The organism is Pseudomonas sp. SC3(2021) (assembly GCF_019856535.1).
GTDB lineage: Bacteria > Pseudomonadota > Gammaproteobacteria > Pseudomonadales > Pseudomonadaceae > Aquipseudomonas > Aquipseudomonas monsensis.
This window is the reverse complement of the sequence record NZ_CP082236.1, coordinates 2,543,428-2,557,984: the sequence shown is the minus strand read 5'-3', so window position 1 is coordinate 2,557,984 and position 14,557 is coordinate 2,543,428. Positions and strand designations below refer to the sequence as shown.

Annotated in this window: 12 protein-coding genes; 10 read left to right on the top strand and 2 right to left on the bottom strand. The window is 61.2% G+C overall.

Going from position 1 to position 14,557, the window contains the following annotated elements; translation table 11 throughout:
- The first annotated feature begins 47 nt into the window (after positions 1–47).
- The 7 genes from K5Y35_RS11365 to K5Y35_RS11335 all read left to right on the top strand — a co-directional run bounded on the left by K5Y35_RS11365 (position 48) and on the right by K5Y35_RS11335 (position 8,424).
- Entirely contained in the window at positions 48–800 is a 753-nt protein-coding gene (locus K5Y35_RS11365; RefSeq protein WP_123463887.1) for a hypothetical protein, read from the top strand.
- A gap of 129 nt (positions 801–929) precedes the next feature.
- On the top strand, positions 930–2,156 hold the full coding sequence (locus tag K5Y35_RS11360) for an acetyl-CoA carboxylase biotin carboxylase subunit family protein (protein ID WP_256591662.1): 1,227 nt from the start codon (positions 930–932) through the stop codon (positions 2,154–2,156).
- A 71-nt stretch (positions 2,157–2,227) separates the two neighbouring features.
- On the top strand, positions 2,228–3,559 hold the full coding sequence (locus K5Y35_RS11355) for an acetyl-CoA carboxylase biotin carboxylase subunit family protein (RefSeq protein WP_222834236.1): 1,332 nt from the start codon (positions 2,228–2,230) through the stop codon (positions 3,557–3,559).
- A 31-nt stretch (positions 3,560–3,590) separates the two neighbouring features.
- Entirely contained in the window at positions 3,591–4,820 is a 1,230-nt protein-coding gene (locus K5Y35_RS11350; RefSeq protein WP_186748018.1) for an acetyl-CoA carboxylase biotin carboxylase subunit family protein, read from the top strand.
- A 31-nt stretch (positions 4,821–4,851) separates the two neighbouring features.
- Positions 4,852–5,748, top strand: a complete 897-nt coding sequence (locus K5Y35_RS11345) for an EamA family transporter (protein WP_123463880.1) — start codon at positions 4,852–4,854, stop codon at positions 5,746–5,748.
- 17 nt (positions 5,749–5,765) lie between these two features.
- The gene (locus K5Y35_RS11340) at positions 5,766–7,118 is read left to right on the top strand and encodes an aminotransferase class V-fold PLP-dependent enzyme (RefSeq protein WP_261991582.1); all 1,353 of its coding nucleotides are present in this window, start codon (positions 5,766–5,768) and stop codon (positions 7,116–7,118) included.
- 112 nt (positions 7,119–7,230) lie between these two features.
- A complete protein-coding gene (locus tag K5Y35_RS11335) occupies positions 7,231–8,424 on the top strand; it encodes a hypothetical protein (RefSeq protein ID WP_222834235.1) in 1,194 nt (397 codons plus the stop codon).
- 30 nt (positions 8,425–8,454) lie between these two features.
- On the opposite strand, the gene hrpB is transcribed toward K5Y35_RS11335, so the two are convergent.
- The gene (gene hrpB, locus K5Y35_RS11330; protein ID WP_128615584.1) at positions 8,455–10,974 is read right to left on the bottom strand and encodes an ATP-dependent helicase HrpB; all 2,520 of its coding nucleotides are present in this window, start codon (positions 10,972–10,974) and stop codon (positions 8,455–8,457) included.
- Positions 10,975–11,083: 109 nt separating this feature from the next.
- Here hrpB and K5Y35_RS11325 point away from each other — a divergent pair, with 109 nt between their 5' ends.
- Positions 11,084–11,503 carry a polyribonucleotide nucleotidyltransferase gene (locus K5Y35_RS11325; protein WP_123463874.1) on the top strand — a complete coding sequence of 140 codons (420 nt, stop codon included), beginning with the start codon at positions 11,084–11,086 and terminating at the stop codon, positions 11,501–11,503.
- A gap of 22 nt (positions 11,504–11,525) precedes the next feature.
- Entirely contained in the window at positions 11,526–12,434 is a 909-nt protein-coding gene (locus tag K5Y35_RS11320) for a cation diffusion facilitator family transporter (protein WP_222834234.1), read from the top strand.
- A 41-nt stretch (positions 12,435–12,475) separates the two neighbouring features.
- Here the strand turns inward: K5Y35_RS11320 and K5Y35_RS11315 are convergent, their stop codons facing one another.
- Positions 12,476–13,513, bottom strand: coding sequence for a DUF6515 family protein (locus K5Y35_RS11315; protein ID WP_222834233.1), 1,038 nt, complete (start codon positions 13,511–13,513; stop codon positions 12,476–12,478).
- Positions 13,514–13,969: 456 nt separating this feature from the next.
- On the opposite strand from K5Y35_RS11315, the gene K5Y35_RS11310 reads away from it, so the two are divergent.
- Complete coding sequence (locus K5Y35_RS11310) at positions 13,970–14,449, top strand: Lrp/AsnC family transcriptional regulator (protein WP_007909658.1); 480 nt, start codon at positions 13,970–13,972, stop codon at positions 14,447–14,449.
- Positions 14,450–14,557: the final 108 nt, after the last annotated feature.

The following is a 14,557-nucleotide window of genomic DNA, read 5'->3' as shown; positions in this document are numbered from 1 at the left end:
TGCGGTTTCAATCAAAGCGTTTCAAATAAACTAAAAAGGACTTATTCATGCTTAACCGTGTAAAAAATGTTGGCTATGGTGATACCACCCCGTTCCTCAGCGCTGCCGGCTCGGCTGGCCTGCGTGCAGAGATCGACAAGATCATCGACGGCCAAGTAGAGCAATGGTTCGCCACCGTTCCTGAGGCCGCGCATCTGGAAGGCAAGGACGTTAACAGCGAGTACTACAAGCGCCACCTGATTGAAACCGCATGGCGCATCCGCCTGCTGCGGGTGGCTGAGTCCAAGGCGCTGGCGGAAGTGGCCAAGATCAGCCCTGCAGCAGCACAGATCTGGGCTCACTACGAGCAAGAGGAAATGCTGCATGACGAACTGTTCATCGCCGACCTGACCCGTATCGGCGTCAGCCGTGAGGAGTTCCTCGCCACCGAACCGTACCTGGAGACCAAACTGCTGGTCGGTTTCTTTTCCTACCTGCTGGATCATGAAGGGCCGCTTGGCGTCGTCGCTTATTCCTACCTGGTTGAGTACGTCAACGTGAAACTCGAGCCCCGTAAACTTGAAGCGCTCAAATCCTCGGTGGGCGAAACCAACATCGCCGGTCAGGTATCCCACTCGCATACCGACATCAATGATGACCACCCGGGTGAAGTCTGGGCGGCCCTGCGCTTCCTGATCAAGGACGAGCAGGACATCGCAGCACTGAAAAAATACCTCGAGGAACATCAGACGATTCTCGCGATGTTCTTCAACAAGCTGTACCTCAACACCCTGGCCAAGCCGCAAGACAAGGCTGCTTAAGCCATGGAGCAGGCAATGAATTCAAATCGACCCGGTGTTCTGATCCTGAGCCACTGCGGCTTTTCTTTCCTGGAAGACCTGAAGCAGGAGCTTCATCGACGAAAGCTCCGGTGTTTCGTGCTGTCTTCATTGCCGCTTCCAGAACATATACCGGAACGCCTGGAGCAGATTCATGCCTGGGCGGACCGGCTCTACACCACCGACTCCCACCAGTTGAAGCTGGAGGATGTGCAGACCGCCCTTGAGACTCTGCGCAAGTCTGGTGAACAGGTCAGTTGCTGCATCAGCGTGTGGGAAGGCTATCGCCACCTGATGGCTGCTGCCAACGCTTCGCTTGGCACTTACGACATGGACGCTGGGCAGGCATTGGCCCTGCGCAACAAGCTCAATGTCCGTAACCGACTGGCCGAAAAAGGCCTGTCGCACGCTAACGCCTATGCCCTGACCGAATCCGTGCTGGAACGGCTCAAGGCGCAGGATCAGCGTTATTTCATCAAACCGGTTCATGGGATCGCCTCCTACGCAGCCTTTCCCATGCGCAAAGACACTACGTGGAATGCCCTTGAGGACCTGCGTCTGGCCTCGGCCGAAGACACGGTATATGCCTCGGCGTTCAACGACGGGCTGACGTTCATGGCCGAGGATTACATCGCCGGTCATGAATTCAGTTTCGAGACATTGCTGGTCGATGGTCAGGCGCATGTCGTGGCCATCCATGAGAAATACGAAGTGACCGAGACCGCCGCGACGGTGCTTGAAGACAGCTGCACCACGCCACCGGCCAGCCTTGATCAGGCGCAGATCGCCGCAGGGCTGCAATGGCTGAAGGATGTCTTGGCTTGCATGGCGCTGAAGTGGGGTTGCTACCACGTGGAGGCACGCTTTTCGGGGCAGCACTGGGACCTGATCGAAATCAACCCGCGCGTCGGCGGCAGCCTGATCTCGCACAGCGTCGAAGCAGTAACCCACGGACACAGCATGCTTTCACTGTGGCTCGACCTGCTGCTCGCCAGCCAGGACGACACTGCGCTGCGCGAGGATCTCGTACGGCATCTGGCGCAGTTCGAGTGGCAGGCGGACGGTACCAGTGCACAGTCCGTAGCAACGTTCTTTCGGGTGTACTTCGCCGAGCCGGGAACCTTGAGTTCAGTGACGCTTAACCCATTGCCGCTGGCCCCGGTGGTGCAGCACGTGCTGCTCAAGGCCGGCGATGTGATTCCAGCACACGCCCGTGAAGTGTTCCTCGGGCAATTGTTGTGGACGTTCGAGCGCGCCAACCGCGCAACCGAGCTTGAACGTCTGGCCACTATCAGCGCGACCGCGCTGGATATCCGCTATCAGCCCGACAGCCATTAATAACAACCCGGGCGATCGCCTGAACAAGACTGCTGCCGATGACTACCCCCACGGATGAGGAAGAAACAAACATGCCGTTGCGAGCGCCTGTATTACTGATAGTGGACTACAACCTGAGCCGGATCGGCGATGTGCTGCACCTGCGAGACTACGCCCGCCAACAGTGGGGTGCGCAGACATGGCTGATCAGAGCCAACCCTCAGGACCATGACCGGACCATCAGCGATCGTGTGATCGATGCCGATCCGCTGCACCCCGACTTCGTCGATCAGGCACTGAATCTGCTGGGCGACGATGCGGGCCGGATCAGCGCCGGGCTGGTCTTTTCCGACAACGCGGTCGCCAGTGGCGCGGCGCTGCTGGAGCGCCTCGGCTTGCCGGTAGACGATGCCGCACTGGCACTGGCGGCCTTTGACAAACTGGCATACCGCACCGCCGAAGATCGCGTCCGTACGCAGTTGAACCAGTTGGGGGTGACACTGCCGGACTTCGTGCGGATCGACGGTTTGCACGACGTACGCAATTTTGCAGCGCGTCAGCAAGGCAGCTTCGTGATCAAGCCTGCGTGTGAGGGCAACAATCGCGGTGTGGTGGTGGTTTCAGCGGGTGGCGACTGTGAGCAGGCGTTCACGGAAGTCGCACCTTATCTGGACGGCGGTGTGCTGGCCGAAGCTTTCATCACATTCACCCGCGAGTTCTCTTATGACGGCTTGGGCAAACTGTGGTTTGTCACTGAAAAAGTCAGTGCCAGCGGGCGCTATCCGGTTGAGGTCGCGCAAATTCTGCCGGCACGCCTCAGTGAACAGGAGCGACTGGCCATTCGCAATGCCGGCGAGCAGGTCAACCGCCTGGTCGGCCAACGCATCGGGCCGTTTCACAACGAGATCAAACTCAGCGACAGCGGCGACCAGACAGCGGTGATCGAGCCAAACCGGCGTCCTGGCGGCATGAAGATCTGGACCCTGGCGCACGCCGTCCATGGGCTTGACCTGTACGCGGCATGGGTTGACTCGGTATTCGCCGGGCCTGTGCCGGAAGAACTGCCTGCCGCCACCTGCAGCGCCGCGACGGTGATGTTCGGTGTGCCGCACGATGTGACGATCGACGTGACCACGCTAGGCGATGTACAGGCGCTGGTCCGCGACACACTGACACGGGCGGCAGAGGAACTGGCGCTGTCCAGGGACGACATCGCCCTGCTCGAAAGCACCTGGATCGCCGGCGAGCCACGGTTGATCCATGCCATCCCCCGAGACAACAGCGACTTCGTCGCCCAGGCCTGTGTTGCGCTGCACGCCCCATCGGTTGATATCCGCGATCTGGTACGCGTGCTGCGCGAGCAATGGTTGTTGGTCCTGGAGCGCTGCCTGGCGCCCGAGTTGCTGTTGAAAGTTGCGTCCTGATCCCTGCCCTTTTCGCTGCGAGACCGTTTGCATGAAAATTCTCATTCTTCACCGGGTGCCCTACCCGCGCATCGAGTACCACCGTGGCATCAATCATGACCTGCACGATGTCACTTATCTGGGCAAACAAGCGGCGATCGATACGCTGCCGAGCGACCTGCGCTGCCAGCGCGTGATTCGCCCGGGAGAGGCCAGTGCCTGCGAAGAGGCCCTGCAATGGCTGGCGCAGTTTCCACAGTCATTTGACCGGATCATTTCGATGTCCGAGTACGAATTGCTCGACGCGGCACGCTTGCGCGAGGCGCTGAACGTCGAAGGCGCGTCGCTGGCGGCGGTGAATCTGGCGCGCAACAAGCTGGACATGAAGGCCGCCGTTGCAGCGGGAAATCTGCGGGTGCCGCAGTTCATGCCGCTTGATCGCTACCTGGCGCTCAACGGCCAGGTGCCGTGGCAGGGAGCCACCGTGCTCAAGCCGCACAGCGGCGCGTCGAGCATGGACGTCAGTATTCATCAGCAGCCTGCACGCGCATTTGACGAGATCAGTCGCAAGATCAGCGATCTGTCCCTGAACATTGATGAATTTCAGGTTGAAGAATTTATCAGCGGGCCCATCCGCCACTTCGACGGTCTGGTTCAGGACGGGCGAATTCTCACCATGCTCTCGAGCCAATATGTCGGCACCTGCCTGGATTACATGGAGCGCGGCCATCCATTGGGCTCGTGGCACCTGGAAACCACCACGCCGATGCAAATGTGGGTCAGTGCCGTTCTGGATGCGGTGCAGATCCGCAACGGCGCCTTCCATCTCGAGGCCATCATGGAGGGTGACGACCCGGTATTCCTCGAAGTCGGCAACCGCGTCGGCGGCGCCGATGTAGTCGCGACTTACGAGCTGGCGACCGGTATCCACCTGCCATCGCTGGAGCTGCGCATTCATGTCGAAGGACTGGTGGACAAAGTGCCGCTCAGCGCACAGCAGCCAGATCTGGGTTATGGCTGGTTTGTGTTCCCCGGGCACACCCACCACCAGCGCATTTATCAAGGTCTGGAAGGCGCGGAGGACTTTCGCGCCAGCCCATTGGTTGTGCAATGGAACGAGCTGCAGACCGGTGCGCTGTTACCGGGCCATGTGACCTATTCGGCGTTCGAAGCCCCTCTGGCAGGCATCGTCAAGACCGCAGACCCGCTACAGACCAAGGCCTGGATGCAAACTCTGTTTTCCCGGGTGTACCTCGCAGAAAACCTGACATCGGTCGCATGATCCGGCCCATCCTCATGAAGGCGACTCAACAATGAAACCACTGCACGTAGTATTGGCTGTACTGATAACGGCAATCTGGGGTGTCAACTTCTCGGTGATCAAACTGGGACTGGCCACCGTCGATCCGTTCATTCTCGCGGGCATCCGCTTCAGTCTCTGTGCGTTACCGGCGATCTTTTTCATTCGCAAACCAAACGTGCCATGGCGCTACATCATCGGTTACGGGCTGGTGTTCGGCATCGGCCTGTGGGGCATCGTCAACCTGGGCATCAAGGCCGGGCTCTCGGCGGGCATCGCGTCGCTGGTGCTGCAATTCAGCGCGTTCTTCACGATCCTGCTCGGCGGCTGGGTGTTCAAGGAAGCGCTCACCCGCTTTCAGGTACTGGGCATGTTGATCGCACTGGGCGGATTGCTGTGCATCATCATGATCAGCGATGGCACGGTCAGTCTGCCCGGGGTATTGCTGGTGCTGGTGGGCGCAGCCTCCTGGAGTGTCGCCAATATCATCAACAAGAAGGCCAGCACCAAGGAAGTCTTCGGGTTTCTGGTCTGGTCCAGTGCCTTTGCACCGATCCCGCTGTTCGCACTCGACTACGCGGTGAACGGCAGCGCCGGCTACACCACGTTCGTCAACCAGGTCGATGCAACCGCCGTGTTGTCGATCCTGTTTCAGGTCTACCCGAACACGCTGTTCGCTTACTGGATCTGGAACTCGCTGCTCAAAACCTACCCGGTTTCGACGGTCGCGCCCCTGTCGTTGCTGGTGCCGATTTTCGGCATGCTCGGTTCGGTACTGATCTTTCACGAGAGCGTACCGGCGAGTAAGGTCATGGCAGTGGTGCTGATCGTGCTCGGTCTGGCCGTCGGCCTCTATGGACAGCGAATTTTCAATACTGTGTTTGCGCGTTCTGCGCGCACTTCAATATGAATCGACAGGGAATGGGTATGAGTCTGGGAAGACGTGAGTTCGTGGGGGCCGCCATGGGGGCGACCCTGGTGGGAGGCAGCATGATGGCAGGCGTGGCAGGAGGGGCACAGGCGAGTAACCAGCCTGCTCCGGATAACGTAGTAACAGCACTGAACCCCAATGACTGGGCATCCGTACGGGCGCAGTTCAATCTGGCGCCGGGATTCGTGCACATTTCCAACTTCTTTCTTGCCTCAAACCCTAGGCCTGTGCGCGAGGCAATGGCGCGCCACCGGCAGGCGTTCGACGAAAACCCGTACACCTATCTCGAAGACAACATGTTCGCCTCACCGCAGGACATGGTCTGGCGCAAGGTCTGCGCTGCGGCTGCCGACTATACCGGCGGACGTGCCGAGGACATCGCCCTGACCACCAGCACCACGCAGGGCCTGTCGATGGTCTACAACGGCCTGAAGCTTGCACCCCATCAGGAAATCCTGACCACCAACCACGAGTGGTACACCCACGACGAGGCGATGCGTCTGGCGGTAGTCAAGTGGGGCGGCAGCATTCGCCGAATCGACCTCTACCAGGGGCCGGACGATGTCAGCGTCGACGCGATCGTCGCGCGCATTGAAAAGGCCATCAAGCCGCACACGCGCATTCTGGCGATGACCTGGGTGCATTCCGGCACCGGCGTGCGGTTGCCGGCTCGGGAAATTGGCGAACTGGTGGCGCGGGTCAATCGCGATCGGGCCGAGGCGGACAGAATCATCTACGTGATCGATGGTGTGCATGGCTTCGGCTGCTCCGAGGCGCAAGTGGCGAGCCTGGGTTGCGACTTTTTCAGCGCCGGCACGCATAAATGGATACTCGGGCCGCACGGTACCGGCCTGGTCTGGGCGCGTGAAGGTCAATGGGCACACATCACGCCGACCATTCCCACGATCATGGCCGCAGAACCCGCCAATGCTTGGCGCGAGCAACGCGATCCACAGGGCCAGACGCAGGCAGCCTGGGTCAGTCCCGGCGGTTTCCTTGCGTTTGAAAACCAGTGGGCGATGATCGAGGCGTTCAAGTTCATCCAGCAGATCGGGCGCAAGCGCATTGCCGATCGCATCGCGCAACTCAATGGCCAGTTGAAGGAGGGCCTGGCGAAGCTGCCCAACGTGTATTTGCACACACCACGCTCTGCACAGTTCTCCGCAGGTTTTGTCTGCTGCGATGTCAAGGATCGCAGCCCCAAGGAGATCGTCGCCAAGCTCAAGGAACAGAAGATCATTGCCAGTGCCACGCCTTATCGGCATTCGACGGTGCGCTTCTCGGCCGGGATCATCAACTCGCCCGAAGACATCGAAAAAACCCTCAAAGTGATGCGCACTCTGGTCTGACACCCGCCCGAACCGACATCGGTTGCCCGCACTGGCTCAACGCCGGTGCGGGCGCCGACGTTCGCCATTCAATTGAAGAATCGCCGCGTGCCCAAGGGCAAGGATCGATTACATGAACGAAAAATCCGCCGTCACCCGCAACGCTGCAAAAGAACTGGTCATGTTCCTGTTCTGCTCGACGGTTTATCGGTTGTTTTCCGGTGCACTGATGGTCTCGCTGACCTGGACCATCCTCAATCAGGACGAAGGCGGATACCTGCCTTTGGCGCTGGCGATTTTCTGCTCGTTCATCCCGGCGTTCATCACGCCAGCGATGATCAAGCGGCTGTCGCTGCGTATGAACGGACGGCAGATGAGCAGCTGGTTTGTGCTGGGGCTGGCCGGTCTGGCCCTGATATCGGGCGTGTCGCGGGATTTCACCCTCGGCCTGCTGATCACCAATCTGTTTGCCTGGCTGATGATCATGTCGCTGGAGGCCAGCCTGGATATGTGGTTCGCCCAGATTCAAAGGGGCATGGATGAAACCAGAGTGCGGCGGATCAGCGGTGCGACCACGGCGACCAGTCAGGCCGCACTGATGACCGGACCTTTACTGGCGGCAGGTTTGATGCCGATTCTGAACGGCATGGGTTTCTCGCTGGTGCTCAGCGCCGGCTTCTTCATGGTCGCCGCGATTTGCTTTACCCGTCACAGTCAGCCCTCGGCGGTGCAGACCACTGTCGAAGTCACAGCTGCGACCAGACTGCCACTGACGCTGTTTGTGCCGATGGTACTGATCTGGCCAATCCTCGGGGCATTCAATTTCATGCTGCCGGTGTATGTGGCGAGCCACGGCTGGGCCCTGTTTGAACTGGGCGTGCTCGATGCCGTGTTCGGTCTGGGCATGGCGCTGATCGGCGTGCTGGTGATCATCGCCAATACCGGACGTAATCTGACGGCCTATCTGTCAGGCCTGATTGCACTGGCGCTGATCGCCACATTGATGTGGTTGCTGATGCCGGACAATCTGCTTCTCAAGGCACTGAGCCTGCTGATCCTGGGCATGGCGTTCGGTGGGGCGCGGGTGCATATCCGCGTCGCCATTGCCTGCCGCTACAGCGAGGCCGCGGTGGGGTTGTATGTCAGCCGGGCGAATGCCCTGGCGACGCCGGTTCTGCTGCTGATCCTCAGCCTGCAACTGGCCATGATCGACAATGCCTGGCTGCTCCCGTTCCTGCTGGTGACACTGAGCGTCGCGCTGCTGTTGCAGACCTCGGCTACACGTTTCGCCCGAGGACCTTCGAGCACCGCGGCCGTGGGCGCCTGAGGCGGCGAACCGTGTTGGCGCAGCCCCGGCTCAAGTGCCCCGGGGTTTCGCCCGCGCGGTGGCCTCGGCCACCAACGGATCATCCGGCCAATAGTGCTTCGGATACCGCCCTTTCAAATCCTTCTTCACCTCGGCGTACGTGCTGCGCCAGAAATTCGCCAGATCCTGTGTCACCTGTACCGGCCGCCGCGCCGGCGACAACAGGTGCAACTTGACCACTTGCCGCCCGCCGGCAATTCGCGGCGTCTCGGCGAGGCCGAACAGCTCCTGCAAACGCACGGCAAGAATCGGCGGTGACTCGCTGTAATCCAGACGTACCGACGATCCCGACGGCACGCTGAGGTGATGTGGCGCCAGCTCATCAAGCTTCTGCGGCAACGGCCACGGCAGCAGATTGCGCACGATGCTCGACAGGTCCAGGTTGGCGAAATGACTGAGCCGCGAGACCTTGCCCAAGTAAGGCATTAACCAATGCTCAAGCGTGTTCAGCAACGTCGCATCGCTGACATCCGGCCATTGGCTTTCGGCCTGAGCGTCGAGGTCCAATTGCCGCAGCAAGGCGACCCGCGCCTGCCACTGACGCAGCTCCGGCGTCCACGGCAGCAGCTCCAGACCTTTGCGTCGCACCAGATTGACCAGCGCCTGACTGCGCGCCGCTTCGTCGAGACCGGTCAACGGTTCACGGCTGAGGATCAGTTCGCCGACCTTGCGCTGGCGCTCGGCGCGCAACACACCTTCGCGCTCGTCCCAGTCCAGTTGATCGACACAGCTCACCTGTTCGGCCAACACTGAGTCGAACAGCGCCGGATCGAAATCAGCCGCCAGATAAATCCGTTCCTCGCGCTGGCCCTGTCGGCTGCCGAGGTCGGCAATCACAATCCACGACTCCTTCATCAGGCTGTCGGCTTCGGCGAACAGCGCAGCGCGTCCATTGGCCAGACGATATTCCGCGCCACCGGCGCGACGCTGTTGGGCGACGCGGTCCGGGTAGGCCAGCGCCAGCAGCGCACCGAGCCAGCGCGGATGATCAGGATCGCTGACCGGCGCGCTGACCTTGCCGCGCAAGTAACCACGATACTGTCGCGCCAGTTGCCGCGCCCGTTGCACGCCCCCCTGAGCACCGCGCGCCGCGCGCTCCTCACCGCAGAGCAGGAGCAATCGGCTGTGCAGATCTGCGCCGGCACCCCGCAGAATATCGCGCTCGCCGAGCAGCGCCGCGACGTCGCACGCCATGTTCGCCAGCCCCAGCGCCTGACCGCGCAGCAACAGATGGGCGATGCGCGGATGTGCCGGCAGCTCGGCCATGGCCTGACCGTGGGCAGTCAGCGCTTTATCTTCAAGTGCACCCAAGCGCTGCAACAGATCCTGCGCCTGGGCATACGCTGCCGCCGGCGGAACATCCAGCCAGACCAGTTCGCCCGGGGTCACGCCCCAGCGACCAAGCTGCAGGGCAAGGCTGGCCAGATCCGCCGAGAGGATTTCCGCGCTGCCGTAAGCGGCGAGTTGCTCGTGCTGATCCTGCGACCACAAGCGATAACACACCCCCGGCTCCAGACGCCCCGCCCGTCCTGCGCGCTGTGTGGCACTGGCCTTGGAAATGCGCTGCGTGTCGAGTCGGGTCATGCCGCTGCCGGGATCGAAACGCGGCACCCGCGCCAGCCCGGCATCAATCACCACGCGCACGCCATTGATGGTCAGACTGGTCTCGGCGATGTTGGTCGCCAGCACCACTTTGCGCTTGCCCGCCGGGGCCGGGTCGATGGCGGCGCGCTGGGCATTCAGGTCCAGTTCACCGTGCAACGGGCACAGCAAAACATCGCTGCGCTCGCCAATGGCATCACTCAACTGCTGATGCACGCGACGGATTTCCGCCTGCCCCGGAAGGAACACCAGCAGGCTGCCGGTCTCATCGTGCAGGGCTTCGAGGACGGTCTGGGTCACGCGCTGGTCGATGTATTCGCCGGGCTGGAACGGCCGCCCCCAGCGCATGGTCACCGGGAACATGCGCCCTTCACTGCGCAGGATCGGCGCGTCATCGAGCAACCCGGACAGGCGCTCGCCCTCCAGCGTGGCGGACATCAGCAAAATCTTCAGCGGCTGTTCAGCTCGGAACAGTTCGCGGCCGTTCAAACTCAGGGCCAATGCCAGATCGGCATCGAGGCTGCGTTCGTGGAACTCGTCGAAGATCAGCAGGCCTACGCCTTCCAGTGCCGGATCGTCCTGCAGGCGCCGGGTGAGAATGCCTTCGGTGACCACTTCGATACGGGTGTCGGGGCCGACCTTGCTGTCGAGGCGGATGCGATAACCGACGGTTTCACCGACCTTCTCGCCCAGTTCGCTGGCCAGCCTTTCAGCCGCCGCACGCGCGGCGAGACGGCGCGGTTCGAGCATGAGAATGGTCTGCCCGGCCAGCCACGCCTCATTGAGCAAGGCCAAGGGCACGCGGGTGGTTTTACCGGCGCCGGGCGGTGCTTCGAGCACCGCTTCGTGGCGTGTCGCCAGGGCTTCACGCAGGGCGGGTAAAACTTCATCAATCGGCAAAGAAATCATGCTGGCTCCCAAACAGAGCCGCGAGTATAACGGCGAACTGCGAGGTGTTCGTCAGGGTCTTAACTTCACAAGACGAAGCTTCGTTAACAGATGACTCAGGAGATTTTCCATGCGCTTACCTTCTCGCCTGATCGGCGGTGTACTGGTCGCCACCCTGCTCACCCAAATCACCGCTTGCGGATCGATTTTCTACCCGGACCGTCGCGGCCAGATCGACGGCAAGATTGACCCGGCGATTGCCGTGCTCGACGCCTTGGGTCTGCTGTTCTACGTCATTCCCGGCCTGATCGCGTTCGCGGTCGACTTCACCACCGGCGCGATCTATTTCGAACCAGGCCACACGGCCCAGGTCGATCCGGCCAAGTTGAAACAAGCCATTGGCCCGGACGGTCAGGTCAATAACCTCAAGTTGCAGGCTATTCTCGAAACTGAACTGGGCCGCCACTTGCCGCTGGACGATCCACGGCTGATCCAGCACAAGGGCAGCACGCAGCAACTGGCGATGTTGGGCCTGCAACCTGCCGCCTAATCCACAAGGAACCTCTGCACTCATGACCTCCAGCCCCGAACACGCCCGCCTGCTGCGGTTGGCAACCCGCGCCTCGGTGGCGGTGGCCTGCACGCTGATCATCGCCAAAGCCATCGCCTGGTGGCTCAGCGGATCGGTGAGCATGCTCGCCGGCCTCACCGACTCGGCGCTGGATGGCGTCACCTCGCTGCTCAATCTGCTGGCGGTGCATTACGCGCTGCGCCCGGCCGATGACGATCACCGTTACGGCCACGGCAAGGCCGAATCGCTGGCGGGCATGGCGCAGGCGCTGTTCATCGGCGGCAGTGCGGTGTTGATCGCCTTTCAAGCCTACGAGCGGATCAAGCAACCGGAGCCACTGGGCGCACCGTGGCTGAGCATCGGCGTGATCGTGTTCTCGCTGTTGCTGACTGCCGCATTGCTGACGCTGCAACATCGGGTGATCAAGGAGACCGGCTCCAACGCCGTGCGCGCCGACTCGCTGCACTACCGCTCGGACCTGTTGCTCAACGGCAGCATTCTGCTCGCGCTGATCCTCGCCGGCATGGGCTTTCATCAACTGGATGCGTGGTTCGGTCTGGGGATTGCCGCGTACATTTTATGGAGTGCGATCCAGATCGCCCGGGAAAGTTTTTCGGTGCTGATGGATGAAGAGCTGCCGACGGATGTCAGTCAACACATGCTCGAACTGGCCTGCGGCGTACCCGGCGTGTTGGGCGCGCATGACTTGCGCACGCGGATTTCGGGCAACCACTGGTTCGTGCAGTTGCACCTGGAGTTGCCGGGGGAGCTGACGTTGTCAGTGGCCCACGGCATCAGCGATCAGGCGGCCGATGCGATTCACGCCGCCTACCCGCGAGCCGAGGTGCTGGTGCACGCTGACCCGATCAAAGCGGCGACCATCGACAAGCGGCGAGCGTCACGCTCCTAACTCGAAACTTGCAGCTTGCCGCTTGCCGCTCGCAGCTGCCCCTAGCGCACCTGATAACCGCGACTGCTCAGGCAATTGCCCTGAGCCTGGCGGTAAGCCTGCACCACTTCAGGCGCCGGTTGGTACGTCGCGGTACGCGGATCAAAACCGCTTTGCTGCACCGCGTACTGGTAGCACTGGTAGCCGTCCTGCTGCACCTGTTCCGGTGACTGACCATTGGCCGGATAGGCCTCGACGTCATACCCCTGGGATTGCGGCTGCGGTGGTTGCTGCACCGGCGGCTCGACCACCACGTAATCCTGACTGGCTTCCTCATACGCATAGTAGGAACCGGCCGCGAGGAACAGCAGCGCACCGCCGATCCACACTTCACGGGCGTAGTCCGGCAGGTAGTGGGTGCGGATCCCTCGCGGCGGCTGCACGACGATGTAGCGCGGGCCTTGCGGGCGATACCAGTAGCCGCCGGAATAGAAGTAATCCTGACCGCGATACGGCACGCGGAATTCGCGATCCGGGAAGCGGTCGATCACATGCCCCGGGCGGTATTGCGGACCTGGGCCCCAACCGTTGCCATGCCCGTCCGGACGGCCGGGCCAGCGATTATCGTTGCCCCGGTTGCCGGTTTGCCATTGCTGGTTGTGGTAACCATTTTGCGGACGCTCGTCGCGGTAGTAACCCTGACGTGGCTCCTGGGTCTGGCGCACAGTGTCGGGCCGTGGCTGGATCGGCAGCGTGTTCGACGGCGGCGGTGGCGCCTGATGCCCCGGAGCCGGCTGATTGGGCGCACGGTTCTGGTTCTGCCACTGACCATTGTTGCGCTGCTGGCCGTTGTGTTCGAACTGGCGGCTGTTATCGCCCCGAATGATTTCGTTGTTCTGCGGCCGCGGCTGGTTTTGCGGCGGGGGATTGTTCTGGCCGTGGGGCTGACGCTCACCGCCACGCCCTTGATTGCCCTGATGCTCGCCACCGTGCCCGTTATTCTCGGGGCCACGATTCTGTGGCTCGTCGGCAAGCGCTTGCGCACTGACGCTCACACACAGCAAACCAACACCGGCCAGACGCCAGATGCGCGACTTCATGCTCTTCCTCACTGCGGGTATTAAGAGGGCTTGTAGCTAAGACCGGGAATACACACACCGGGTTCTGCGACAGGTTATCAGTCACGAAACTTATTTATTGAGGATGACCGTACAGCGAGGCATAAAAATCGCAGGCAAGAAAAAAGGGAGACCCGTCGGCCTCCCTTCTAGAGAACTTCGTCCTGGCTCGACGCTTTTGACGTCGGCTCACCTCACGCCGTCTTCTGGACAGTGTGCAGCTCGGGGACCGGCACAACCCCGGTGGGGGTGGCGGCCGCGGCGGGCCTGTTTGGGCGGGCCGCTGTGGACTGTGTTACCGAGCAGTGATTCTGGTGATAAGCATAGGCTCGAGGTCGCGACAGAGGATTGCGAAGATTGCTCAAATAAACACCACTTGCGCAATTTTTAACCCTGGATAGATAATCCGCCGCAATAGTTACAACCAAGGACAGATTGATGAGCAAACTCGACCGTTACGACCTGAGCATTTTGGCGGAATTGCAGCGCGACGCCCGCATCTCCAACCAGGAACTGGCCGAGCGTATCGGTCTGTCGCCCTCGCCCTGCTCGCGTCGGGTCAAACAGTTGGAAGACGATGGCTACATCTCCCGTCAGGTCGCCCTGCTCGATCGCAAAATGCTTGGCCTGAGCCTGACCGCCTATGTGTTGATCGGCATGGACCGGCATACACCGGAACGTTTCGAGAATTTCGAGGCGGCGATTCGCACCTTGCCGCAGGTGCTGGAGTGCAGCCTGGTGACCGGCGTCGATGCGGATTACCAGTTGAAAGTGGTGGTGCCGGACATGGATCACTATCAAAAGCTGTTGCTGGGGCACCTGACCCGGATTGAAGGCGTGACCAGCGTGCGCTCAAGCTTCGTACTGAATCAGGTGCTCAACAGCACTGAACTGCCACTGACGCATCTGCGCAGCTAATCAAAAGCCCCTCACCCCAGCCCTCTCCCTGTATGTACCGGACACATGGTGGACAGGTGTTCGGAGACATGGTGGACACTTTTTAATAGGCACATTGCTCATCACTAA